This is a genomic window from Cryobacterium sp. Y50 (assembly GCF_002929805.1).
Taxonomy (GTDB): Bacteria; Actinomycetota; Actinomycetes; order Actinomycetales; family Microbacteriaceae; genus Cryobacterium.
The window spans coordinates 22,405-47,374 of sequence record NZ_PJJM01000073.1; the positions used below are offsets into that span (position 1 = coordinate 22,405).

A 24,970-nucleotide genomic window follows, 5' to 3' on the forward strand; every position below is an offset into this window, starting at 1 on the left:
CCTACGTCGTGACGGTTTTCCTTAAGGGCGGCGACGGCATTCATCACGTCGGCGTCCCGGTCTTCTCTGATTTCTGTCAGCGGAGTATCTTCCTGGAGAAACGGATCGCCACCGACAAACCACGCCCGTGCTGGGTGATCGCTTTCGGCATCCGCTATCTGCCGCCATGCCCGGTGCGCCATGCCCGAACGTCGCTCATAATCTGTACCAGGAACGGGTCCGTCACTCTTGGCCTAGCGATGGGGAAACTTGCGGTCTTTGGAACCGATCAGAGCCGCCACCAACGTCACCCCGAGGTGCACATTCAGCTGACGCACCGCCTCGTGAATATCCAACTGTTAACACCAACCGTGCTGAGCGCTCACGGCGCGGTATTCGGGCTTGCCGCCACGAGATGCAGCGTTGCGCCGCAGCTCGCGTGAGATCGTCGACGGTGACCGACTCAGGACCTGTGCGATCTGTCGAACCCCGGCGTTCTGTGCCCGCAGGATCGCGATCTCCTCTCGCTCGACGAAGGTCAAAAACCGCCCCGAAAGCGGTGCTCTGCTGATGTCTCGCATCCCGCCAGCATGACGGAACGACCGTGTCCCGACCGGCGCCGACACGCCGGCCCGCTCGCCCGCGTCCTCGCTCGAGAGACCCTGTCCGACGAGGTTCCAGAAATCTTGCCGGTGCTCCCGGCGCCACGCCGGCGGCCGCATCGGTTCCCGCCCGAGTTGCGTGGCCATCCAACCTTTTGGACGTCCCATAATCCACCTCCATGTCGAGGTGTTGCGACGACCAATTGAATCCGCCCCGCCACAAGTGGTGTCGCCGCTCGATAGCAACGACTTCACTATCGACAGGCTGGGACCGAAAGCCGGGGCTTAACCGAGGTTACGCAGACGGGCCCACGACCCCGTCCGACGGTCTGAACGGCTACACCTACTGGCCCGCCAAGCCGCCGTGCGGCACCACTCCGTGCGCCGTGGCTAAGAATTCGCCGCGGGCAACCGGGTTGGAAGCGGCCGCGTCCCTCCTGCCGCGTGATAGTGCAAACGCGTCGCTCGACTTCTATGTCACGGCGGATCGCGCCGACCCTCGGCATACGATCATAGTAACGGGAGCCAAAGCGCAGGTTGCCGCGCTGAACGCGCATGCCCGCCTGGACCTGATCGGCCAGAGTGCTGTCGGCAAGAGCGGGGCGTTGCTCCACGACGGGAACAAGGACGGCGTGAGCGATGTGATCATGATGCGGCAGAACGACCGGAAGCTGCGGTCCAACCAGGGTAAGGACTTCGTCGCGAACGGTGACCTCTGGACGATCCTGGGTGACGAGGGCGATGACCTGAAGGTGAAGAGTCTCCGGCCTGGGGGTGTTGACCCGGCCGGCCGTATATGTGGCCACGCATGTTGAGCTTGGCTATGCGGCGACGATTAACCGGGTGCAGGACATGATCGTTGACACGTCCCATACTTTTGTGGACCCGCAGTCCACGTCCCGCGAGCAACTGTATGTGGTGGCGACGCGCGGCCGCGAATCCAACCGGATGTGTGCGGTCGTGGAGGAGACCCTCGAGGTGGATGCTCTCGCGCGGGTCTAGGATCCCGACCAGATCGGACGGATGGAAGCGGTCGTCCGCGATGTGCTCGACGCGGGCATCGCCGGTCGGATTGTCAACGACGAGGCGTGGACCCATCTCGCAAGCCGGCTGGCTGCGCATGAGGCGTGGGGTGCCGCCGTGCGTGCGCAGGTGTCCGCGGCCGACCGGGCCGAGGACACCGGGTCGGACTCGACAGTTGAGCCGTTCGCGAAGATTTACCATCACCGCATCGGCGCAACTGTGGCTACAACAGGCGAGAGCGCACCCCCGACCTAGGTGACCCCGCCGCCTGGCGGAGCTGCCAGGGACAACCGCGAGGTCCGTGACTGGCTTCACGCCCAAGCGGGACTCATCCGGGATCGAACGACGGCGCTGGTCGACGCTGCGGCCGCGGCGCCGCAACCATGGAGCGCGGCCATTCGTCCTCTGCCGGAGGATGCATCCCTATGGGGGCATGGCGGCATTCTCGTTCGGCTGTCCCGCTTTTATGATCATCGCCTGCGGTTCGCGGTGCTATGGCTCCACGTCGCAATATGGGACAGCCCGCGCATGGTGATTTCAAAGAGACTGAAACCATGTTCTATATGACCCAAAACTGGTTTCCCCGTGACGACGACTCGAGGGTGACGCCGCCAGCGACCCTGAGACCCAGTGCGTAGGCCAGCGATGCGAGACTCATTGATTAGGAACAACCCGTCTGCGGTCGTGACCGGAGTCGGACTGACGCCCTTTAGCCGCAATGCCGGACGCAGCGCGCTGGAGCTTCAAGGTGAGGCAGCCTTACAAGCCCTCGATGACGCCGGGATTCGTGCCCGTGACGTCGACACGGTCATCGCCGGCTACGCGACGACCGTCAACCACATCATGCCTGGGAATCTGCTCGCCGAGTATCTGGGCGCGACCCCCGAGCGGGCCTTTGGCATGAACGTCGGGGGTGCGACGGGGCTCGCGATGGTTGCCGAGGCCGCTCGTCTCGTCTGGTCGGGAAGTGCCGATACCGTGCTCGTCGTCGGCGGAGAGAACCGCGCAAGTGGGCAGAGCCGCGATGCGGCGATCGCGACACTCGCGCAAGTAGGACATGCGACGCACGAGGTAGCACTCGGTGCGAACATCCCCGCGTACTACGCACTTCTCGCCTCCGAGTACCTGCATCGCTACTCCCTGAAACGAGAGGACCTCGCGCCCCTGGCAGTGCAGATGCGCGAGCATGCGCGGACCCATCCCGGAGCGCAGTTCCACAAGTCGATTACTGTCGACGATGTTCTGAATGCGCCGCTGATTGCGGAGCCGCTCGGTCTGCTCGACTGCTGCCCAATTTCTGATGGGTCGGCGGCGTTTGTTCTCTCCCGCCGCTCCGAGGGCACCCGCAGTGTGGAGATCACGGGCATCGGCGAGACGAATTTGCACCAGCACGTCAGTGAGGCGGACTTCAGCTCCGTCGGTGCGAGGCAGAGCGCAGAACAGGCCCTGAACCAAGCCGGAGCCGTCGTCACGGACATAGACATCTTTGGAATCTACGACAGCTTCACCATCACGCTCGCGATCCTGCTCGAGGAGATCGGCATCGCGCAGCCGGGCACGGCCGGGGGAATGGCGCGAGACGGTGCATTCGCAGCGACGGGAAAGTATCCGCTGAACCTGCATGGCGGACTCCTTTCATACGGCCACCCGGGCGTCGCGGGTGGGATGGCGCACATGGCCGAACTCGTCATTCAGATCCGAGGCGAGGCGGGATCGAGGCAGCTTGTCGAGCGGCCGAGGCGAGGCTTCTTGCATGCTGACGGCGGTGTCCTCTCTGCGCATGTCTCAATCGTGTTGGACGGTGGCGCGTATGCGACGCCCTCTACGGCAGAAGGGCTGAAATGAGTGAACTGGACGATTGGACCCATGGTCAACGCCGCCTTCTCGGGCAGCGCTGCGACGAAGGGCACGCGTGGTACCTGCCCAGACCGCGGTGCCCTCGGTGCGGTTCCGCGGCCTCTCCATTCGAGCCCATCGGCACAGGAACGATATTTGCTCAGACTACGATCCACCGCAGGGGCGACGGAGGTGCCTCGTCGATTGGGATCACTCTCGTCGACCTCGACGAAGGAATTCGTGTCATGGCGCAGTGCGCACCAGGAACCTCGATCGGCAGCCGGGTCGTCGTGTCGATCGTCCAGGATGCAGACACGGCACAGTTGTTCCCCTACTGCGAAGTGATCCCAGCATGAGTTCGCTCTGGTTCTTTCACCGTCCGGGTTCTGTCGCAATCATCGGCGCATCCAACGACCCCGAGAAGATCGGCGGCCGTCCCATCCGATACATGCGGGAATTCGGGTTCGAAGGTGTTATATACCCGATCAACCCAAACCGGGTGCGGATCCAGGGGATCACCGCGTATCCCTCCCTCGATGATCTTCCCTCGCTCCCCGATGTCGCGATCATCGCAGTATCGGGCGCAAACGCGGTCGCTCAGATCGTCCGTTGCGCAGATCTAGGTGTCAAGGGCTGCATCGTCATGTCTTCAGGTTTCGGTGAGACAGGTGATGAGCAAGGTCTCGCGTGGCAGAACGAGATGCTCGCCGCCGCTGCGCGGACGGGCATGCGCATCGTCGGACCGAACTCGCAGGGCCTCGCGAACTTCGCGACGGGTGCCGTCCTCGGCTTTTCCACGCTCTTCACCGAAGAGCCTCCGCAAGACGGACCCGTCGCCATCGTCAGTCAGAGCGGGGCGCTGTGCTCCGTGCCTTACGGCTTGCTTCGACAGGCCGGCATCGGTGTCCGCTATGCGCACGGCACCGGGAACGACATCGATGTCACGGCGGCGGAGCTTGCGGCGGAGATCCTCGAAGACCCCGACATCTCGCTCCTGCTGCTCTACCTCGAAGATTTTAGGGACCTTGACTCCATTGCGCGTGTAGCCACGAAGGCCCTCGAGCGTGGGGTCCCCGTGATCGCGCTCAAGGGAGGCCGCAGCGAAGCGGGGCAGCGAGCCGCCGCATCCCACACCGGCGCCCTCGCGACCGAAGAAAAAGTCGTCGACGCCTTCCTCGAAAAGTATGGCATCTGGCGTGCGCGTAGCACCCACGACCTCGTGTCCGCGGTCGGGCTCTACCTTCGACCAACCGTCCCGAAGGGAGAGCGGCTCGCGATCGTGAGCAACTCTGGAGCCATCTGCGTTCTTGCCGCCGACGCGGCCCAAGACAACGACCTGCCGTTGTCCCAGCTATCCGAACAATCGCAAGTGGACCTCGCCGCTGTACTGCCCTCATTCGCCTCGTTAGACAACCCCATCGACGTGACCGCAGCGTTGCTCACCGACAGCTCCCTGTTCGGTCGCGTTCTTCCAGTCCTCGGACGCGATGAGTCCGTCGACGCGTGCTTTCTTGGCATCCCCGTGTCAGGTCGAGGCTACGACGTTGAAAGATTCGCGCGGGACGTGGCGGACTTCGAAGCGTCTGCCGGCGTCCCGCTCGTCATGGCGGTCCCGCAGAATGACATCGCCGAGCGCTTCCGAGCGCACGGAACCGTCGTCTATGCGGATGAGTGGCAGGCGGTTCGCGCGCTCTCACAGTACCTCCACCATCACGCACTCATCGCTCGCGCGCGGCACCGCACACTTGGTCGACCCAGGATAAGGCGCGTATGCGGGACCGAGCGCGTCGTCCTCAATGAGTCCGAGAGCCTCGGCATCATTGACCGCTTGGGTGTGCCAACAGTAGAGCACGTGCTGGTCACCCATCCTGACGGTGCACCGGCTGCAGTCGAAGCGCTTGGCGACGGCCCGGTGGTGATCAAGGGGTGCTCGTCCGAAATGACGCACAAGTCCGAACTCGGCCTTGTGCGGGTGGGCGTGCGTGAAGCTGATGCGACTCGTGTCGTTGAAGAGATGTTTGACCTGATGGCCAGGGCGGGAATCGCGAACGAAGGGGTGATCGTCGCACGCATGGTGAAGGGTGTACATGAGGGAATGCTCGGCGCGCGCGTAGACCCCGTGTTCGGCCCCGTCGTCGTGATCGGCTCAGGCGGTGTCCACGTCGAGGCGATGCCCGACGTGCAGTTCCTGCTGCCCCCGTATTCCATCGACGACGCCCTCCGTGCTATCTCCCGGCTGCGGATCGCCGCGGTGCTCGGCGGTACGAGAGGTGAGCCGCCGGTCGACATAGAGGCTTGGGCCCGAGCCGCCGTGAACCTCGGCGACGCTCTGCTGGATGACAAATTGGAGATCCATGAGCTGGATGTGAACCCGCTCATGCTGTTGGCGAAGCACGGAGATGTGCAGCCAGCCATCCGGGCTGTCGATGCCGTCGTGATCCGTGGATCCCTAAAAAGCTGACGGCAACTGGGCCAAGTTCGTGTTACTACAAAAGAGGAAAAAATGAGTCTGTTCACCCCTATTAAGCTTGGCGACCTCGAGCTCCGCAACCGGATCATTCTTGCGCCGCTGACCCGGCGTCGAGCAAACGCCCAAGCCGTACCATCGAAGAGCGCACCGCTATATTACGCACAACGTGCTGGTGCGGGGCTGATCATCAGCGAAGGCACTTGCATCTCACGCGAGGGCATAGGTGATCGGCGGCTTCCTGGCCTGTGGACGGAGGACCAGGTCGAAGCCTGGCGAGACGTCACCGAGGCGGTGCACGTTCAAGGGGGACTCATTGTGGCGCAGTTGTGGCATACAGGTCGAGCGTCGCATCCCCGGCTGCAAACCAATGGCGAACATGCGGTCGCTCCGTCGGCCATAGCCATTGAGAAAGATCGAGAGCTCGACGGCGAGATGATTCCGTCGGCGGTGCCGCGAGCTCTTGATACGGACGAAATCCCGCGCGTGGTGGCAGATTACGCCGCCGCGGCGACCAAGGCTTTAGACGCGGGCTTCGACGGCGTCGAGTTGCACGGCGCGAACGGTTACCTCATCGACGAGTTCCTACAGGACGGCACCAACAAGCGCACGGACCGCTATGGCGGCTCCGTCGAGGCAAGAACTTTGTTCCTGCGCGAGGTGCTCGAAGCGGTCACCGGCGCGATCGGCGCATCACGGGTGGGACTTCGAATATCGCCTTCGAGCATGTTCCAGAGTATGCATGATTCTGCTCCAAACGAACTCTGGGCCCGAGTGCTGGAGGTCGTGGCTAAATTCGACCTAGCCTTCCTCCATTTGGTCGAGCCCGGCATTTCGGGGTCCGAATCCCACAGAAGTCACGCCGACGGCATCGATTCGGCTTGGGTGCGGGCGCGCTATACAGGCCGCCTCATCGCTGCGGGGCGCTATACTGCAGACTCTGCTCGTGCCGCTCTGGCGGACGGGCGCCTTGATGCCGTTGCCTTTGGTCGACTATTCACCTCCAACCCCGACCTCCCCAAACGGCTTCGCGACAGTGCGGCGCTTACCCCACCACACCCGCCCACCTTCTATACGGCGGATGACGCCGGTTACGTCGATTGGCCCTCGCTGGCTGCCGAGCAACTGCTGCGCGAACTCGAAAGCGGGCAGCGATCGATCGAGGAGTTGGAGTCGAGTGTGCGGGTTACCAATTTCTCCGGAACTACTCCCTACCCCGAATGGGAGGCGGCGTGGGCAATTTCGCGCTACCGACGGATTCAGGACGCGTAGCGGACTGCCATACGAAAACAGCGGCTCCCTCCTTTTAGGGGGGAGCCGCTGTTCGTGTTTGAGCTAGACGATCGTCCAGCCGCCATCGATGACGTATGCAGCGCCATGGACGAAGGCGGAGTCGTCGCTCGCCAAGAAAAGCGCCAGGTTGGCAATCTCCTCGGGCTGGGCGTGACGTCCAGCCGGTACCGCATTGATCGACTCGATGACGGCCGCTTCGCCCTCCTCAAGAATTGCCTTCGTCATGCCCGTTTCCACTGCCCCCGGACAGATCGCGTTCACCCGAATACCCTGCTTGCCGTAATCGGCGGCCATCTGCTTCGTGAAGCCGATGGCGCCGTGCTTCGCTGAGGTATAGGCAACCCCGCCTCCCCGGGCGACGAGCCCGGCGATCGAGGCCATGTTCACGACCGTGCCCCCGCCCCCGTCGAGCATAGTGGGGAGAAATGACTTCGTGACAAGAAAGAAACTCTTCAGGTCGACACCAATGATGCGATCCCAGAGCTCTTCGCTCGTGTCGAGCAACGGGGCGTAGCCGTCGAGGATCCCCGCGTTGTTGACCAAGATGTCGATCCGGTCCAGCTCCTCGATGGTTCGCTGTGCGGCCGCTGCGACAGAGTCACCGTCGGAAACATCGACCTCGACGGCGAAGCCCGTGCCACCGGATTCCATGATTTGCTCCACCGTTGCTTGCGCAGCCTCGATGTTGAGGTCGAGCACGGCGACGGTCGCGCCCTCGAGCGCGAAGCGAGCCGCAATCGCGCGTCCTATACCTGATCCCGCTCCGGTCACGACGGCGGTCCTTTTGAAAAGCTTGCTTGTCATTTGTTTCTCCGGTTCCTCTTCGATGAGCTTTCGGTCAAGGCCGGGTCAGACCCGCGAGCGAGATGTACTTGATGTCCATGTAATCATCCATCCCCCAGTGACCGCCCTCGCGGCCGATGCCGCTTTCCTTCACACCACCGAACGGCGCCTGCACAGCTGAAATGCTTCCGTCATTCGCCCCGACGGTGCCATATTCGAGAGCCTCCGAGACCCGGACCAGACGGTTGACATCGCGGGTAAAGAAGTAGGCGGCGAGCCCGAAAGGCGAATTGTTCGCCCGTTCGATGACCTCCTCCTCGGTATCGAACTCGAAGATTGGCGCAACTGGCCCGAAAGTCTCGTCGCGCGCGATGATCATCTCGTCTGTGACCCCAGTGAGCACAGTGGGCTCATAGAAGTGACCGTTGGCGAGAGCGGCGCCAGACGGGCGTTTGCCGCCTGCGGCGACCGTCGCACCGTTCGCGATCGCATCGGCAACGTGTGACTCAACCTTATCGACGGCGCCAGCGTTGATCAGTGGACCGACTTCGACATCTGATTCCGTGCCAAAGCCGACCTTCATCGAAGAGAGTCGTTCGACGACGCGACGTGTGAACTCCTCGGCGATGGAGCGCTGAACGAAGATGCGGTTGGCGGAGACGCATGTCTGTCCCATGTTCCGCATCTTGACGGAGATCAGTTGCTCGAGTGCATGATCGAGGTCTGCATCTTCAAAGACGATGAAGGGCGCGTGTCCACCGAGCTCGAGCGCGAGGCGCTTCATGGTGGTGGAACCCTCGCGCATAAGGACCTTGCCAACTTCGGTCGAGCCAGTGAATGAGACGACTCGCACGCGGCTGTCTGACATGATCGCCTCACTCACGCGCGATGCTCGTGAGCTGGTAACGACCTGCAGCACGCCGTCGGGCAGTCCCGCCTCAGCGAAGTACTTGCCGATCTCGAGGGCAGACAGCGGAGTTAGGGCGGCCGGTTTCACGATCATTGCACACCCGGCGGCAAGGGCAGCGCCGAGCTTGCGCAGGATCTGGAGGGCGGGGAAGTTCCACGGCGTAATCGCAACGCTCACTCCCGTGGCCTGCTTGATCGCTACGATTCGCTTGTCGGGGCCCGTCGACGGAACGGTCGTTCCGTATGTTCTCCGCGCTTCTTCAGCGAACCATTCGATGAAGTCTAGACCGTAGGTGATCTCTCCGAGAGCCTGGGCTAGGGGTTTACCCTGTTCCATCGTGAGGACGTGCGCGAGCCGGTCGATGTCGGCGCGGGCAATCTCCGCGGCCTTCCGGAGGATACGCGAGCGCTCCAGGGCAGGTGTCGCCGCCCAGCCAGCCTGTGCCTTCTGGGCGCTGTCGATCGCCTTGAGCATGTCCTCGGCGTTCGCATCCGCGATCCGCACGAGTTCGCTGCCATCGGCGGGGTTGATCACAGCGAACGTCTCCCCGGAGATCGCGTCCTGCCAAGATCCATCGATGAATAGTTTGGTGAGGTATTCAGCCATCTTAGATTCCTTCTTTTTTACTTGTCAGAAAACGATTGAAGCGCGGGCCACGCTGCGCGATTCCCCATCGCGGATGGCGTCGCCTAAATCTTCGAATCGATAGGCTTGCATGGTGAGCGACTCGAAGGGAAAGCGATCGCGTGTGCGCTTGAGGAACTCAAGAGCACGATGTAGGTACCAGGGGTCGTAACGGAGCACGCCGTACAACCGCAGGTTCTTGCGCGTAATAATCCCGGGTGACAGCGAGACCTCGAACCCTTCGCCGACGTTGAGGTTGCCCACTGAGACCACCTCACCCCCGACACGGGCGAGAACGAGGGATTCAGGAAAAGCCGCGGAGACACCGGTAACCTCAAGCACGATATCCGGGCCGATACCGCCTGTGAGCTTCTGAAGACGAGCTACGCGTCCCTCCATCGTGGTGTGTACCGCCATGTCCACGACTTCGTCGGCACCGAAACGCTTTGCGAGCGCGATGCGGTCGGGCACGCCTTCGATGATTATGACCCGCGCTCCGCGCTCCTTCGCAACGGCGGCAGCGTACAGACCAAGACCGCCGGCACCCTGAATGACGATTGTGGACCCCGCCGAGAGCCTTGTGCGATCGAGTGCGAAAAGCATTTGCGCAAGGCCGCAGTTCGCACCTGCCACGATCCGGTCGTCGAGTTCGTCTGGCACCTTGTAGAAGTGCTGGTCCTCATTCACGTAATAATGGGTTCCAAAACCTCCGAAGAAATGCGGTGCGACATCGGGATTCTTGGACCACTCGCGGAGTGCGTTAGTACACATGCTGAACTCGCCCCGCAGGCAGTGCTCGCAGCGACGGCAGGTGACGTAATAGACGGGGACAATTCGATCGCCGACGTGGACGGGCATGCCCGCGTTGTCGTGTGTGACTCCAGCGCCCAGTGAGACTACCTCACCAATGAATTCGTGACCGAGGGCGGCTTCTCGTAGCGCGGGACTATGAAAGTGGAAGTGGTGAATGTCGGATCCGCACACGTTCGCCCGCCGCACTTTGAGGACGAGCGCCCCCGCGGCTGGTTCGGGGACTTCGTATTGTTTTACCGCGAACTCGCCCGGTCCAACGATTGCTGCCACTTTGCCCTGCACCTGGCGCTCCTTTGCATAAATGAATACCAACGACGTGCTCAAGCGGCGGCGCCGTCGCCCCGAGCTTAGGTCGGGTGCCGAGTGCTCAGTTGTCCTAGTTCGGTACAGTTATCGTTCCCAGACGCGGAATGAAGGTCGGACAAAAAAGTTGAATCCTGTATGCGAGAGGGCTGACCCAAGATAGGACACGGCCGAATCGACTTTCGATAGCAGACTGACTGGATACGAGGACGTATTGCACGCGGAAGGATCGAAGCGGAATGAATAATGGACACGCACGCAGGCTATGGGCCTTGGACTCGCCGACACTCACGGTCCAGTCCGAGACTCTGCTTTATGGCACCAGTGGCGAGATCACCATCCCGGTGCCGTCATTTTTGATTGAGCACCCGAAAGGTCTCGTGCTCTTTGACACGGGTCTGCATCCCGATGCCATCGAGGATCCGGAAAAAGTGTACGGTGCTGACCTTGCCGCGAACCTGAGAATCGGTGGGACCGCCGACCAGCGCCTCGACCGACAACTCCAGGCGATCGGTTATAAGGCCTCTGACATCACGCATGTGGTCTCCTCTCACGGACACTTCGACCACACAGGCGGCCTCTTCCTGTTTCCTGAGGCCAAACACTATTTCGGCGATGGTGAGCTTCGATACGCCAACTGGCCGGACCCGATTCAGAAGTTCGTTTACCGCGAAGAGGTGCTTGACGTCATCCGTCGCCTCGACGTGCGTGAAGTCTCTGGCGACTTCGACGTGTTTGGGGACGGTGCGGTCACCATCCTCGCGACTCCCGGTCATACTCCTGGCGAGGTGAGCCTGATTGTGCACCTAAAGTCGCGTACGTTCATCCTTACTGGAGATGCGATCCATTTGCGCGCGGCTATGGAGCAGGAATACCACTTCCCCATCGACGCCGACACGACGGGGGCCCTGCGTTCTTTGCGGCGCCTCAAGTATCTCAAGGAGTCCCTCGACGCCACGGTATGGATTAGCCACGACCCTGACGATTGGGCCGAATTCGCTCACGCTCCAGGCTTTTACGAGTAGGCGGTCGATCATGGCGATCCTCGTCGACTACCGATGTGCAGAGTGCGGCGTCGTCCACGAGGCATTTGTCGACGTGCCTGCACCACCGAAACGCGACTGTGCGGCGTGCGGAGGGATAAGCCAACGTAGATGGTCGCCGGTGGGGATGATCTCGCGCAGGCCGGAGCCGCAGCCTTCAGCCGTGCCAAAGAAGACTACGCCGTCGATGTGCGCGGCGAATCCCGACGTCCCCGGGCTCTGCCACATGTCCGAAACGGCCGGCAGAGCGTGGATCGCGCGGTACCGTGGCGACAACCGAGCCCTCGATGCCGAGTTCACCCGACAGGAGAAGGCCGCTGCGTTCAAGACTCCCACAATGGACGACGCCATCACACACAATCACCGTCACGGCGTGAGCGCTCACGAACCCGCCGAGGGGGACGCCAGCGCTGCGTGAGTGAAGCGTATAACGGGCCGCGCCGTCACTCGGCGGTATGCGGTCGATACGCTTCACTCACGGGCGGAGCCTGGACCGTGTCAGACGAAGAGCCGCTCTTCGTCGAGCTTGTAGCCACTTATCTTGCGGTAGAGGGTGGATCGGGAGATTCCGAGCATCTCGGCAGCGAGCACCTTGTTGCCGTCGCACCGGATCAGCGCGTTGACAATACCGTCCACTTCGAGTTGCTCGAGCATCGTGAGGTCCCGACGTCGCGCGTAGCTCGCGATGGCGGGCGGCAGCTGGTCGCTCGTGACCTCACTGCGACGACCGAGGGTTAGGACGCCGCGCATAACAGCCTCGAGCTGCCGCAAGTTGCCCGGCCAGGGAGCCCTCGAGAGCGCGGCATACGCCCCTGGCGTGTACGTAATGTTGAGGCTAGAGGCGTACTTGCGCTCGAAATTGCGCAACAAAATGCGCATGTCCTGCTTGCGCTCACGGAGGTTTGGCATATCGATTCTCCCCACCGCGAGCACGTCCAGCAGCGACTGATGACCTGCCGATTGCTCTTTGGATCCTTGTGCGCTCGCGGTGCCCATCACGAGGGCGCGCTCCAGGAGCGAAGGATTGGCCGACAGGCTGTCGGCCACCCGCTGGGCGGTCTCGTTGTCGAGTGCGTCGATGTGACGCAGAATCACCGGTGTGGAACCCTCAAGCGCCGCGCGCAGATCGGTCAGCCACGCCTCTGTGTAATTCAAGGATTCCTGACCGTCGCAGACCATTGGCTTTTGACCAGGCGCGACACGGTCGAACATGTGCCGGAGCAGCGTGAATTTTCCTGTGCCGCTCGCGCCGAAGACGACGACGGGAAGCGACGCACGCATGGCCGATTCCGCCTGCTCCCGCGCATAGACCCACGGTCGACTTGTGCCGGGAAGGGATTCTGACAGCGGGGCCCAGGACTCTCGAGTTCGCTTGGGCGGCAGGTCCGTGAGCGGAACGGTGTGGTTCTTCTGGTTGACCACTTCAATGATCGCGCCGATCACTTCGTCGTCGAATACGACGGCGGAACAGGCCAACTCCGTGATTGCGGTCTCGGTTTCGATGTGGATTGTGCGCTTGGGACGGTGCACTGAAATAGCTTCGGAGACCATCAGCCATAGTGTCGTCTTGTCGATGTGATGCAGGTATTCGCTCGCGGCGGGGTTCTCCATCAGTATGTCTCCGCCGACGACTGCCATCGGCCTACCCTGCCGGGAGGCGACGAGGAAGGAGTCGAAAAGCACGCGCTCGCGCATGCTCGAGAGGTTCAGTAGCTGCCGCCCCACCTCTCGCGCCGCTTGGTTGATGAGGCCGGGGAGGATCGGGCTGGCGTCCTCGACGAGGCCCGTAAGAGTCACAACGCCTTGTGATCGGCGCGTGACCGGGTCGTGGATCGGGGCGCCGACGCAGGCGAAATCGGTGAGGGCTTCCGCGAGGTGCTCTGCTCCGACGATCATGCTCGCTCGCCTGTCGGTGGCGGGGGTTCCGATGCCGTTTGTACCGACAACTTCCTCCGCGCCGGAGTGGCCAGCTACTGAGCCGATACCCTCCATTCGCCGGGCGAACTTACCATTGGAGTTCCAGGTCTGCAGAATGCGCGAATGGCGGTCGGCGATCAGCAGGCTGGCGTGATCCATGTCGAGCTCGTCGGCGAGTCGCGCAAGGATGGGCCGCGCAGCGCGGAGCAACACCGAGTCGCTCACAATGGGGGATTCAAATGGGAGCCGCACAGAGCGATCATCGGCTACTCCGAGCAGGCGAGACCGTTTCCAAGAATCGAGGACGACTGGTCGAACGAGCTGTTCCATCCGGCTGTCAAGTTTGCCATCGCTGAGAAACATATCCCGGACGTCGTCGAGACGGGGGGTTGAACGCATTGCGGTACTCCTGACACTTGAACACATCTTTGGGATCAATTGCTTCGCTTCGTCGCGAATGACTTATTAGACTACCCATTTGGGGGGGGAGAGGTCTGCCGTCTCGATATATTCTCCACTCGTTCAGTTTCTGCGAGGCCGCGGTGTCTCGATTTGACACAGCACCCGCTGAGCCCTTGCGGCGCGGGAGAAGATTCTCGGACGTACACCACAAGACTCGATCATTCGTCTGCCGGATCGAATGCTCTCTGCGGTCTTGAGCGGAATGTCATAAAGAGAAGGGACGCCGAGTGTCACAACCGAACGCGCAAGAGATGGCCACACCCAGGCGGTTCCAGTTTGAATGGACGCCGTTGATGGTGATTTTGATCGCCAATGTTCTGCTGATCCTGTTTCTCCAACTCGCCGCAGGGCAGAATCTCTTCGAGCCACGCACGCTCGCCACGTTGACGCCCTTGCTCGGAGTCATGGTGATAATTGGTCTCGCCCAAGCATTTGTAATCGGCACAGGCGGGATTGATTTGAGCCTTCCCTCTGTCGTTACCGCGATGGGCATCATCATGCTGAGAGAGTCGGGTGGGCAGAACGAGATGCTGCCGAAGGCATTTCTCGTCGCGGCGATGGTCTGCCTCATCGTCGGAGTAGTGAATGGACTTCTCGTCGAGGTGATGGGGCTCAACGCCTTGGTGACCACCTTGGCAACCGGGCAACTGGTGTTGGGAGCGACCATCATCTACCGCGAGGGTGCGCTACAGACCAAGGTCCCGCCCCTGCTCTCCTCGTGGGCACAGGGCAACATTTTCAGCGTCAGCTTCATCCTCGTCGTAGCGGTCGCGTTCGCCGTGTTGATTCTTGTCTTTGTGCGGCGAATCACGACTGGGCGCCGGCTCGTACTGGCAAGCGCCTCGATGCGCGCGAGTGAGCTGCTCGGCATCCGCTACCTTGCCCTGCGCGTCTCCGCGTGGATCATAGCCTCTCTCATCGGTGGGGTCGGTGGCGTCCTGCTCGCCGGCCAGATAGCCTCGCCCGACATGTCGTCCGGTGGGCCTTACCTGCTCTCCAGCATCATCGTCGTGGTCCTCGGCGGTGCAGTGCTCACGGGTGGTCGAGTGGGTCCTTTTGCGACCTCTCTCGGCGCGACCTTCATTATCCTGCTCGACCACGGCCTGGCGGTCATGGGCTTCTCGACAGGAGCACGGACTCTCGTCCAGGGCCTAGTGCTGGCACTTGGCCTCGCTGGGGTTGGCCTGCTTATGCGGCCTCGGACGATGAAGACGTCGGGCGGCGTCAAGGTCCCAGCGGAGCCAGACGAGGCTGCACTTCAACAAGCGTGATCGTTCTGCGACCAAAAATCCCAATAAAGAGAAATAAGAGGAAACTAATGGCACCTAATTCCCGATTGCACCGCCGAGCAATGATGCTCGGCGCTGCGGCAGCCGCATTCACAATGCTGATGGCCGGCTGTAGCTCGTCCGACACCGGCGGCAACGGCGCTGGCACCGCCATCCAGGTAAATACCGACTTCGAGTACGATGAGGCACAGGTTCAGGAACTCGTCAACCTCGCCTTCGGCGTTGACACTCCCATGGCCGGCCTCCCGGACGAGGCCGTAGAGGGTTTCGCTCGGGCCACGCTCGAGTTGACGCCTGACCAGATCCAGACTGCCCTCGACTGCTGGAAGAAGCCGGAGTGTACGATCGGCGACGGTCCGGTGCACATCGGCATCTTCAACGCGGTCGATAATCTGTGGCAGACGACGGCCGTTATGGACGTCATCCTGCAGGCACTCACGTATCCTGAGGTCGGCAAGATCTCATATTCGTTCGTGGCTGACCTGCCGTCAGCGCAGGCCGCCGTGCGAAGCCTCGCTGCTGACGGTGCCAACATCATCATCGGCTACAACGCGTTCGGCGCCGCGATGGCACCCGTATTCACGGAGGCGCAAGCAGCGGGAGCGGTCATCGCCACTTACACGGGTGAGACACCGGATGTCGACGGCTCGGTTATCAATAATCAAGTTTACGCTCAGGCGTGCGACGCTGGCACGGGTATGAGCAACGTGATGGTGAACGACCTCGGCCTCACCAGCACCAACGAACTCGCGTTCCTGTTCGGAACGCCCGGGAATCCTCAGGACACCCTGGTGACCGGGTGCCTTCAGGAGTCCCTCACGAAGTTAGACGGCCCGACGATCGGATTTCAGCAGGACACTGACTGGTCTCGCCCCGGCGTAGCTAGCGCGGCTGCCGCGCTTATCGCGTCGGGCGTGCCAGCGAAGGCCGTCCTCAACACATACGCCGATCCAATCCCGCAGCTCATCAGCGCTTACGACCAGGCCGGCGTGCAGGTTCCTTCGATTCTCACGTGGACCGAGATGAACGAACTCTTCGGCATCTGGGAGGAGCGTGCGGGCACCGCCAAAGAGTTTGATCTCTACTACACGAACGCCCTCGTCAATCAGGCACGTCTCGCGCTCACCAACGCGATGAGCATCCTGGCAGGTGAGGACGTTCCGGATCGGACTCCCCTGCCGTTGCCGATCATCAAGGCCAAAGCGGGCGTCTATGAGGCGGACCTACCCGGTGATTTCCCGGGGTGGAGCGCGCTGATCCCTGAAGACGTCATGAGCGGGATGCTGAAGTAACAGCGACCCGTAGGGTGTGGGGTGCATCTCGCCGCGGCACCCCACACCCGAACCTCCCTATAGGACCTCAAACCCGGAAGTTTCCGATGACAAACTCGATCAAAGATATGACGGTGTCTGAGTTGCGACTCGCTGAACTCGCACTCGAGACCACCGCAGTCAGCAAGCAGTACGGACCAGTCAAAGCCCTCAGTGAGATGTCCCTCACAGTTCAGGTCGGCGAGATACGCGCTTTGGTCGGCGAGAACGGGTCGGGCAAATCGACGCTCGTGGGCATTTTGAGTGGCACGGTTATTCCAAACACGGGCACAGTGACTGTCGCTGATCAGAGGTTGACAAAACATCAGCCCATTGAGTCTCAGTCCGCCGGTGTGCTGACCGTATTCCAGGACGGGTCACTTCTGGCCTCGCTGACCGTGGCTCAGAATCTGTATGTGGGTACACCCGCGGCGCAGCGGCCAAAGTATAAGGATATCTTCTCTTGGGCGAAGGGCCGACTGGCCGACTATGACCTCGAGCTCGACCCTAATCTGAAGGTGGCCGCCCTCGCCCCCGGCGATCGTCAGCTCCTTGAAATTGTCCGAGCAGTGATGGCGCGACCCCGTCTCCTTCTGCTCGACGAGGCCACATCGGCCCTCGATGCGAGCGGCGTGGATCGAGTGCTCGAGCTGATGCGTCGCGCCGCTGCCCACGGATCCGGCGTGCTCTTCGTAACCCATCGGCTTTCCGAGGTCTTCCGCGTCGCAGACGCCATATCGATCCTCCGCGACGGTCGATTCGTCGGCACATATCCCGCCGCCGAGGTCTCACCAGAACACGTAGTCGAGCTCATGGCGGGTACCAGCGTCGACACAGAGTTCCCAAACCGCGAGGAACTTGACCCCAATGCAACAGAACTGCTACATGCTGAGAGCCTCGCGGGCGACAAATTCGGGCCTCTGAGCCTCACGCTCCGTGCAGGTCAGATCTTGGGCATCGCGGGGGCAGACGGCAATGGCCAGGGGCAGCTACTGCGAGGGCTGGCTACGCTCGGGATCTCAGGGGGCGTTGTCACGTCGCTCGGCAAATCCTTGTCCAATTATCGCCAGGCCGCGCGCGATGGAATCGTCTTTCTCAGTGGAGACCGCAAGCAGGAATCGCTCTTCCAATCCCTGACAATCAAAGAGAATATGACCGCTGGCGTGCTGCGCAAAATCTCTACGGCAGGCATCGTGAGTGGCACTGCCGAGCGGCGGTTCGTTAGAAACCAGACTAAGGACTTCGGAATTCGTCTGGGAAGTCCGTCCCACTTACCCAGCTCGCTATCTGGTGGCAATCAGCAGAAGATCGCGATCAGCCGCGCTCTCGCCACCGAGCCCAAGGTTTTCCTCATCGACGAGCCTACTCAAGGTGTTGATGTGCGCTCTCGAATGGAGATCTATCGAATGCTCCGCGCATGCGCGGATGCGGGCAACGCCGTCGTTCTCGTGAGTTCGGATGCTTCGGAGTTGGCCGGTGTCGCTGACAGGATCATCGTCATGTCGCGCGGGCGCATTACCGCGGACATGCCGGGCGCAGGGTCTGATGAGGAGAGTATCGTGGGCGCTTTCGCAGTCGATTCCAGGGTCATCGATACCGGTCTAGCACCGTTCACCGTATCCCTGCGCGCTGAAGGGACCGGTGGCTCGAAGCTGCCCAAGTGGGTGAGGAATGAGGAAACGATCCGTCTGGGAGTGCTCGCTCTGCTCATAGTGACGATTGGCGTTCTAGCTGCTATCCAGAACCCCACATTCTTGAGTGGGTTAAGCCTGCGAAACGTGCTGCTCATTGCTACCCCCCTAGCTGCGGTCGCTATCGCGCAGTACTTCGTGCTGCTTGTGGGAGGCATCGATGTCTCTGTGGGGGCCACGATGAGTCTCAGTGTCGTGACCGTGTCATATCTGGTCCAATCGGGGGACATCTTCCAGTCTTTCTTCGTGGCTGTAGCAGCGGCACTGGGACTCGGCGTTCTGGTCGGTCTCATCAATGCGTGGCTCGTCGAGAAGATGAAACTCTCTGCAGTAATCGCAACCATTGCGACCATGGGGATCGTGACCGGTATCGCCCTGAGCTTGCGGCCCACACCGGGCGGGGCGATCGGGTACGAGCTGATGACTGTACTGATGCGGAGTGTTGGAATCCTCCCAGTCGCCCTGCTTGGGTTGATCGTTGCTGTCATCGTTGGCGACATTTTACTGCGGCGCACCGGCCTAGGACTGCGCGTTCGCGCAGTCGGGCTTAATGGGATCTACGCCAACCGACTTGGAATACAAGCAACGGCAATTCGCGCCGGTGCCTACATGCTTTGCGGAATGCTCGCTGCGCTCGGCGGCGTGTTCCTCGCTGGCCAAATAGGCATCGGTGACGCCTCGGTTGGAGAGATCTATACGCTTCTAGCGATCGCAGCACCCGTGATCGGCGGTGCGAGCCTGCTTGGTGGACGCGGAACGCTCGTCGGAGCGTTGCTCGGCTCGATCATGTTGGCGATGCTGATGACTTTGGCCACTGTGCTGCGCATTTCGCAGGGCGCGAACCTGCTGTTCATAGGCGGGATCACACTCATAGCCCTAGTCACTTACGTGCTGCCGTTGAAGACGAGGGTGTCCTTCACCAAAGCGTTTGTCCGCCATCGCTGAGCGTCTGCTCGGTGGGAGGTTGAGCTCAAAACATGAACGAACAAGATGAAGTGTGTGCCCATCGTCTCGCGGGCAAGGCCGCGATCAAAATATCGCTAAGTCCCTTTTTTAACGAAGAATAAGGAGTCGGATGTATGTTGACGAATAAGCGTGAATCGATCGCCTCTGTGATGAGTCTGGGGGGGCGGCCGGCGAATAGCCGTCGTGAGATCAAGATCATTGATACGACGTTGCGGGATGCGCATCAGAGTCTGTGGGCGACGCGGATGCGCACGGAGCACATCGTCTCGATGGCGAGTGACTTCGACAAGGTCGGTTTCGAGCAGGTGGATCTGGTGGCGCCGATCCAGTTCGACGTGGCGGTGCGCTATCTCAAGGAAGATCCTTGGGAGCGGGTGCGGTTGGCTCACCAGCATGCACCGAACACCACATTCCGGGCCCTGATCCGTTCCAAGAACATCGCCTCGTTCGATTTCTTGGCCGACGATGTCATCATGGCTTGGGTGGAGAGCCTGTACGCCAACGGCTTCCGCGTGATCGGCTCGTTCGACGGACTTAATGACATCGACAACATCGTTCCAGGTCTGATCCGGGCGAAAGAGCTCGGTGCTTCCACCTTCGGGGCGGTTTCGTTCAGTGAGAGTCCGGTGCACACTGATGAGCTCTTCGTCGCTAAGGCGATCGAGCTGATCGAAAAAGCTGATGTCGACGCCATCATGCTGAAGGACGCTGGCGGTCTCCTGACGCCTGATCGCATCCGCTCCCTAGTGCCCGCCCTCAAGGCGGTCATGGGCGACCGGTCGCTCGAGATCCACAGTCACTGCCTGACTGGACTGGCTCCACTGGTCTATCTGGAGGCGGTGGAGCTGGGTGCCGACGCGCTGCACACGTCTATCGCGCCGATGGCCAACGGCGCCGCGCAGCCAGCGACGCAGGGCGTCGTGCGCGACCTGCGGGCGCTGGGCTACACGGTCAACGTTGACGACGAGCGGATCGAGACCATCAGCGCACAGCTGACGGCTATCGCGGAGGCTGAGGGTAAGCCGGTCGGCCATGCTGTCGCCTACAACGGCTTGCACTATCTGCACCAGACCCCCGGTGGCATGCTGTCGAACTTTCACTCCCAACTAGCAACGGCTGGCTTGTCGGATCGTTTCGATGAGCTGCTGCTGGAGGTTGCCCGGGTGCGCGCCGAATTGGCATTCCCGATCATGATTACCCCGTTCGCGCAGTTCGTCGGTACGCAGGCTGTGATGAACGTGATCTCCGGTGAGCGTTACTCAGTGGTGCCGAACGAGGTCAAGAAGTACGTTCTTGGCTATTACGGGGCCTTGCTGGCCCCTATCGATCCGGAGCTGCGCGAGAAGATCATCGCTAACGGCTCGTCCACCATCGCGCTCGAGCCGTCCCTGATCGAGCCGATGCTGCCGGATCTTCGGGAACGCTACCCCGACGAGGGAATCGATTTGCTGCTGTTGCGCGCGATGTTCGCGGGCACGCAGGTTGACGAGATGAAGAGGACCGTGGCTGCGGGTGGAAATCCTGACGAGATCTACGGACCGATCCTGGGCCTGGTCAAATCGCTCTATCAGACAAGCTCGACCGGCACGCAGGCGCTGAAATTCGAAGGCCTACAGATCAGCCTCACCCAAGGAGAGAATGAAAATGTCGCTTAACCCGCCCGATATCAAAGAACTCCAGAAACTCGTCGACTGGGTAAACCTGACTGACGACGTGCGCGAGCTATCGATCAAGTTTGGCGAGGTGGAGCTGTTCATCTCGCGTGACCGGCAGGTGGCTGGCAGACCGGCCGTCGTGGCACCGGCACCCGTTCTAGCGTCAGCACTCTCGCCAGCTGCGGTGAGTGCATCCGCTATGACCCCGACCTCGGTCGTGAGCGCTCCCGTTGCGAGTGCTCCGTCACCTGCCACAGACTTAGCGGTCGATGAGGTGCATATTAAAGCACCGATGGTAGGCACCTACTACGCAGCGCCGAAGCCCGGTGCTTCCGCATTCGTGCAGGTTGGCGACAGCGTTGTGGTCGGCACTGTGCTCTGCATTGTGGAGGTCATGAAGCTTATGAGCACGATCGAGGCGCAGTTCGCGGGCATCGTTACTCAGATCCTGGTCGACGACGAGCAGGCGGTCGAGTACGGTCAGCCGCTGCTGGTGATCAGACGCAATGGCTGAGCTGCTAAGAAGCGTCCTGATTGCTAACCGCGGCGAGATCGCGTTGCGCATTATCCGGGCGTGCAAGGAGCTGGGCATCCGTAGTGTGCTCGCCTATTCGGAGGCTGACGCGAGCTCCTTGCCGGTGAAGCTGGCCGATCAGGCGGTCTGCATCGGGCCGGCGCAGGCGAAGTCGAGCTATCGCAATGCCCACGCCGTCATCGGCGCGGCGCTGGCCTATAAGGTCGACGCGATCCACCCCGGCTACGGCTTCCTCTCCGAGAATGCCGACTTTGCCGCGATGTGCGAAAAAGAAGGCGTGGTCTTCATCGGACCTACGGCAGATGTCATCCGCCGGATGGGCGACAAGATCGAGGCCAAGAAGATCGCCCGCCGGGCCGGCGTACCGACCGTGCCCGGCTCCGTGGGCGCGATCGCGGACTACAGTGAAGCGCTGACCGTGGCGAGCGAGGTGGGTTATCCCCTCCTCATCAAGGCGGCGGCCGGCGGCGGTGGACGAGGCATGCGCGTCGTGGAAGAGGCCGCGACGCTGGAAAAGGATTTGGCGGAGATCATGTCGGAGGCTGAAGTCGCTTTCGGCGACCCCTCGGTCTACCTCGAGCGGTACCTGACCGACATCCGGCACATCGAGATTCAGGTGGTCTCGGACGGGATCACCGCGTTGCACCTGGGCGAGCGAGACTGCACCACGCAACGACGCAACCAGAAGCTGATCGAAGAGTCGCCATCGCCGGTGCTCGACGCCGAGCTCCGGCAGAGCCTGGCCGCGGCCGCGGTCGCCCTGTGCCACGAAGTCGGATACCGGAACGCCGGCACGGTCGAGTTCGTTTTCGACAACATCGAGCGCACGTACTACTTCATCGAGATGAACACCCGAATCCAGGTTGAGCACCCCGTGTCCGAGATGGTCACCGGCATTGACCTCATCAAACTCCAACTTCAGATCGCGGGCGGTCAGCTTTTGGAGCTGACACAGGACGATATCGTCATCCGCGGCCACGCCATTGAGTGCCGCATCAACGCGGAGGACCCCGACAACAACTTCGCCCCGGGCCCGGGCACGATCACGAACTTTCGCGCCCCAGGTGGGTTCGGCATCCGCATCGACACCCACATCGAGTCCGGATACGTCATACCGCCGTTCTACGACTCCATGATCGGCAAGCTCATCTGCTGGGGCAACGACCGGGATGAGGCTATTGCACGGACTATCCGTGCCCTCGAGGAGCTCGTGGTCGACGGCATTATCACCACTGCTGCGTTCCATAAGAAGATCCTCGAAACCGAGAAGTTCCAGAACGGTGACTTCAACACCGCTTTCGTCACCGAACTTCTTTCCCCCGTCCCCACACTCTAAACCTCAAGGAGAGGTCATGTCCTTGACCACCGTGATTCACTGCCGGGTCTGTTCCGATCGGATCATCCGACGCGCATATCGGACCCGATCCTTCGACGTCATTGCCGTTGATTCCATGAACCAGGGCTGAGCGCGTGGTCGACAAGACAGTGGCCGATGTTGCGCGGGCCGTTGAGGGCGTGCCTGACGGGGCGACGGTGATGATCGGTGGATTCGGCAGGGCCGGTCAGCCGGTGGAACTCATCAACGCTCTCATTGAGCAGGGTGCCCGAGACCTCACAATCGTGAGCAACAACGCGGGAAACGGCGACACGGGCCTGGCTGCGCTGCTCGGAAAGGGGCGGGTGCGCCGTATCGTCTGCTCGTTCCCGCGCCAGCACGACTCCTGGGTGTTCGATGGTCTTTACCGGGCGGGTGGCATCGAGCTTGAGCTCGTGCCGCAGGGCAATCTCGCTGAGCGCATCAGGGCGGGCGGGGCCGGGATCGGTGCGTTCTTTAGCCCGACCGGGGTCGGCACCCAGCTCGCCGATGGCAAGGAGGAGCGCACCATCGCAGGCCGCCGACATGTGCTGGAGTACCCGATCAAGGCCGACTTCGCACTAATCTCCGCCTACCGCGGAGATCGCTGGGGCAACCTCGTCTACCGCGAAACCGCCCGTAACTTCGGTCCGATCATGGCGGCGGGAGCAACCACCACCGTCGTGCAGGTCGACGAGATCGTCGACCTTGGTGCGCTCGATCCGGAATCCGTTGTGACACCGGGCATCTTCGTCGACCGTGTCGTGGCCGTGGGCTCGCGTCGGTGGGTCCAAGATGGCGAATTCGTGGGCGGTGTCGACGTCGAAGGTGAGCCTGTCAACGTGGAGACGGGGGCGGTCCGATGACCGGCATCAGCCGTGAAGAGGTCGCTCAGCGCATCGCCGCCGACATCCCGGACGGCGCGTACGTCAACCTCGGCATCGGCGCGCCGACCCTCGTGGCGAACTACCTGCCCGACGACATCGAAATCTTCCTGCACACCGAGAACGGACTGCTCGGCATGGGAGCCGCGCCCGCACTTGGTCGAATCGATCCGGATCTGATCAACGCAGGCAAACAACCCGTGACTGCTCTTCCCGGTGCGGCTTACTTCCACCACGCCGACTCATTCGGGATGATGCGCGGTGGCCATCTCGACATCTGCGTGCTCGGTGCGTTCCAAATCTCGCAGCACGGAGACCTCGCGAATTGGTCGACCGGTGCACCCGATGCTATCCCAGCGGTCGGCGGGGCGATGGATCTCGCGAGCGGCGCGAAAGAAGTCTTCGTCATGACCGACCTGCTCGCGAAGTCGGGGGAGTCGAAACTCGTAACCGCGTGCACCTATCCGCTCACCGGCGTCGGCTGCGTCTCCCGCATATACACCGACCACGCTGTATTCGACGTGACCCCCGACGGCTTCCGAGTGCGCGATCTGTTCGGTGACAACACCGTCGAGGTGCTCGAAAAGCTCACCGGCCTCCACCTCCAATACTCAGGACTGGAATGACCGCGAGCCTCGTTTACGACACCGTGCGCACCCCCTTCGGCCGTTACGGAGGCTCCCTCTCCGCGGTCCGTCTCGACGCCGCTGGCATCGTCCTCGCTGGCGGCGTCGAGTCGATGGGCCGAGCACTGTTCGTAGTCGAGAAGCCGCTCAGGCCCTGGCTGGCGGCCGTCAACCAAACTGTCAGCAACCAGACCCTCTGGAACACCTCGATCGGCTGGCACATGACCAACCCCGCGCTCACGAAGGCCTGGGCACCGAAATCTACGACGACGAGATCGTGCAGATTCCCGGCCTCCCGGTCGAGCGTGACGAGAGCATCCGCGACAACACCGGCATCACTGTCGACGCGGTGCAGAAGGCGACCGAGACGACTCCGCTCGTGCTCACGCCGCTGGCCATCATCACGACACTGATCGGCGGTTCCGAATGACTGCCCGAATCCTGTCGACTGCATCCCCGACCCTTATGAACGATGACGGAGACCCCATATGAGACCCACCACACTGCGCCAGGTCGTCATTTGTGAGCCGCTGCGCACCCCGATCGGCCGGTTCGGCGGCGCCTTCAAAACGGTCGCGCCGTCCGACCTGGCGGCGGCGGTCATC

Annotated in this window: 22 protein-coding genes and 1 pseudogene; 18 read left to right on the forward strand and 5 right to left on the reverse strand. The window is 61.8% G+C overall.

Annotated elements, in window-relative coordinates; translation table 11 throughout:
- Positions 1 to 353 precede the first annotated feature (353 nt).
- Positions 354 to 749, reverse strand: a pseudogene (locus CXY73_RS04490) (helix-turn-helix domain-containing protein); the annotation flags it as partial.
- A 218-nt stretch (positions 750 to 967) separates the two neighbouring features.
- Here CXY73_RS04490 and CXY73_RS04495 point away from each other — a divergent pair.
- From CXY73_RS04495 to CXY73_RS04520, 7 genes are all read left to right on the forward strand, one after another.
- Positions 968 to 1,396: a hypothetical protein gene (locus CXY73_RS04495; RefSeq protein ID WP_146071622.1), complete on the forward strand. Its 429-nt coding sequence runs from the start codon at positions 968 to 970 to the stop codon at positions 1,394 to 1,396.
- Complete coding sequence (locus tag CXY73_RS21415) at positions 1,380 to 1,583, forward strand: hypothetical protein (RefSeq protein ID WP_146071623.1); 204 nt, start codon at positions 1,380 to 1,382, stop codon at positions 1,581 to 1,583. The genes CXY73_RS04495 and CXY73_RS21415 overlap by 17 nt, the downstream gene beginning before the upstream one ends.
- A gap of 21 nt (positions 1,584 to 1,604) precedes the next feature.
- Positions 1,605 to 1,859 (forward strand): hypothetical protein, encoded by a 255-nt coding sequence (locus CXY73_RS04500; protein ID WP_104176972.1) that lies wholly within the window; start codon positions 1,605 to 1,607, stop codon positions 1,857 to 1,859.
- 390 nt (positions 1,860 to 2,249) lie between these two features.
- Positions 2,250 to 3,449 carry a thiolase family protein gene (locus CXY73_RS04505; RefSeq protein ID WP_104134067.1) on the forward strand — a complete coding sequence of 400 codons (1,200 nt, stop codon included), beginning with the start codon at positions 2,250 to 2,252 and terminating at the stop codon, positions 3,447 to 3,449.
- A complete protein-coding gene (locus tag CXY73_RS23450; RefSeq protein ID WP_104134068.1) occupies positions 3,446 to 3,796 on the forward strand; it encodes a zinc ribbon domain-containing protein in 351 nt (116 codons plus the stop codon). Before CXY73_RS04505 ends, CXY73_RS23450 begins: the two co-directional genes overlap by 4 nt.
- Positions 3,793 to 5,901 carry an acetate--CoA ligase family protein gene (locus CXY73_RS04515; protein WP_104134069.1) on the forward strand — a complete coding sequence of 703 codons (2,109 nt, stop codon included), beginning with the start codon at positions 3,793 to 3,795 and terminating at the stop codon, positions 5,899 to 5,901. The genes CXY73_RS23450 and CXY73_RS04515 overlap by 4 nt, the downstream gene beginning before the upstream one ends.
- Positions 5,902 to 5,943: 42 nt before the next feature.
- Positions 5,944 to 7,179, forward strand: a complete 1,236-nt coding sequence (locus tag CXY73_RS04520) for an alkene reductase (RefSeq protein ID WP_104134070.1) — start codon at positions 5,944 to 5,946, stop codon at positions 7,177 to 7,179.
- 63 nt (positions 7,180 to 7,242) lie between these two features.
- On the opposite strand, the gene CXY73_RS04525 is transcribed toward CXY73_RS04520, so the two are convergent.
- The 3 genes from CXY73_RS04525 to CXY73_RS04535 are packed head-to-tail and all read right to left on the reverse strand — an operon-like array spanning position 7,243 to position 10,612.
- Positions 7,243 to 8,004: an SDR family NAD(P)-dependent oxidoreductase gene (locus CXY73_RS04525; RefSeq protein WP_104134071.1), complete on the reverse strand. Its 762-nt coding sequence runs from the start codon at positions 8,002 to 8,004 to the stop codon at positions 7,243 to 7,245.
- A 34-nt stretch (positions 8,005 to 8,038) separates the two neighbouring features.
- On the reverse strand, positions 8,039 to 9,499 hold the full coding sequence (locus tag CXY73_RS04530) for an NAD-dependent succinate-semialdehyde dehydrogenase (RefSeq protein WP_104134072.1): 1,461 nt from the start codon (positions 9,497 to 9,499) through the stop codon (positions 8,039 to 8,041).
- 24 nt (positions 9,500 to 9,523) lie between these two features.
- The gene (locus CXY73_RS04535; protein ID WP_104176973.1) at positions 9,524 to 10,612 is read right to left on the reverse strand and encodes a zinc-binding dehydrogenase; all 1,089 of its coding nucleotides are present in this window, start codon (positions 10,610 to 10,612) and stop codon (positions 9,524 to 9,526) included.
- Between the two features lie 260 nt (positions 10,613 to 10,872).
- Here CXY73_RS04535 and CXY73_RS04540 point away from each other — a divergent pair, with 260 nt between their 5' ends.
- Both CXY73_RS04540 and CXY73_RS04545 read left to right on the forward strand, forming a co-directional pair.
- Entirely contained in the window at positions 10,873 to 11,658 is a 786-nt protein-coding gene (locus CXY73_RS04540; protein WP_104134074.1) for an N-acyl homoserine lactonase family protein, read from the forward strand.
- Positions 11,659 to 11,839: 181 nt separating this feature from the next.
- Complete coding sequence (locus CXY73_RS04545; RefSeq protein WP_146071624.1) at positions 11,840 to 12,094, forward strand: hypothetical protein; 255 nt, start codon at positions 11,840 to 11,842, stop codon at positions 12,092 to 12,094.
- A gap of 80 nt (positions 12,095 to 12,174) precedes the next feature.
- Here the strand turns inward: CXY73_RS04545 and CXY73_RS04550 are convergent, their stop codons facing one another.
- Positions 12,175 to 13,992, reverse strand: a complete 1,818-nt coding sequence (locus CXY73_RS04550; protein ID WP_158252948.1) for a sigma-54-dependent Fis family transcriptional regulator — start codon at positions 13,990 to 13,992, stop codon at positions 12,175 to 12,177.
- Positions 13,993 to 14,282: 290 nt separating this feature from the next.
- Between CXY73_RS04550 and CXY73_RS04555 the strand changes: the two genes are divergently transcribed.
- The 9 genes from CXY73_RS04555 (at position 14,283) to CXY73_RS23455 (ending at position 24,795) form a co-directional block, all read left to right on the forward strand.
- Positions 14,283 to 15,326 (forward strand): ABC transporter permease, encoded by a 1,044-nt coding sequence (locus CXY73_RS04555; protein WP_146071625.1) that lies wholly within the window; start codon positions 14,283 to 14,285, stop codon positions 15,324 to 15,326.
- Positions 15,327 to 15,373: 47 nt separating this feature from the next.
- Positions 15,374 to 16,636 carry a substrate-binding domain-containing protein gene (locus CXY73_RS04560; protein WP_146071626.1) on the forward strand — a complete coding sequence of 421 codons (1,263 nt, stop codon included), beginning with the start codon at positions 15,374 to 15,376 and terminating at the stop codon, positions 16,634 to 16,636.
- 113 nt (positions 16,637 to 16,749) lie between these two features.
- Positions 16,750 to 19,290: an ATP-binding cassette domain-containing protein gene (locus CXY73_RS04565; protein ID WP_158254027.1), complete on the forward strand. Its 2,541-nt coding sequence runs from the start codon at positions 16,750 to 16,752 to the stop codon at positions 19,288 to 19,290.
- A 134-nt stretch (positions 19,291 to 19,424) separates the two neighbouring features.
- Positions 19,425 to 20,966: a pyruvate carboxylase subunit B gene (locus CXY73_RS04570; RefSeq protein ID WP_104133937.1), complete on the forward strand. Its 1,542-nt coding sequence runs from the start codon at positions 19,425 to 19,427 to the stop codon at positions 20,964 to 20,966.
- Positions 20,956 to 21,480 carry an acetyl-CoA carboxylase biotin carboxyl carrier protein gene (gene accB / locus CXY73_RS04575; RefSeq protein WP_199184146.1) on the forward strand — a complete coding sequence of 175 codons (525 nt, stop codon included), beginning with the start codon at positions 20,956 to 20,958 and terminating at the stop codon, positions 21,478 to 21,480. Before CXY73_RS04570 ends, accB begins: the two co-directional genes overlap by 11 nt.
- Entirely contained in the window at positions 21,473 to 22,837 is a 1,365-nt protein-coding gene (gene accC / locus CXY73_RS04580) for an acetyl-CoA carboxylase biotin carboxylase subunit (protein ID WP_104176976.1), read from the forward strand. Before accB ends, accC begins: the two co-directional genes overlap by 8 nt.
- 134 nt (positions 22,838 to 22,971) lie before the next feature.
- Complete coding sequence (locus CXY73_RS04585; RefSeq protein WP_104176977.1) at positions 22,972 to 23,721, forward strand: 3-oxoacid CoA-transferase subunit A; 750 nt, start codon at positions 22,972 to 22,974, stop codon at positions 23,719 to 23,721.
- Positions 23,718 to 24,365, forward strand: a complete 648-nt coding sequence (locus tag CXY73_RS04590; RefSeq protein WP_104176978.1) for a 3-oxoacid CoA-transferase subunit B — start codon at positions 23,718 to 23,720, stop codon at positions 24,363 to 24,365. The genes CXY73_RS04585 and CXY73_RS04590 overlap by 4 nt, the downstream gene beginning before the upstream one ends.
- A gap of 277 nt (positions 24,366 to 24,642) precedes the next feature.
- Positions 24,643 to 24,795, forward strand: coding sequence for a hypothetical protein (locus tag CXY73_RS23455; RefSeq protein ID WP_199184144.1), 153 nt, complete (start codon positions 24,643 to 24,645; stop codon positions 24,793 to 24,795).
- Positions 24,796 to 24,970 lie beyond the last annotated feature (175 nt).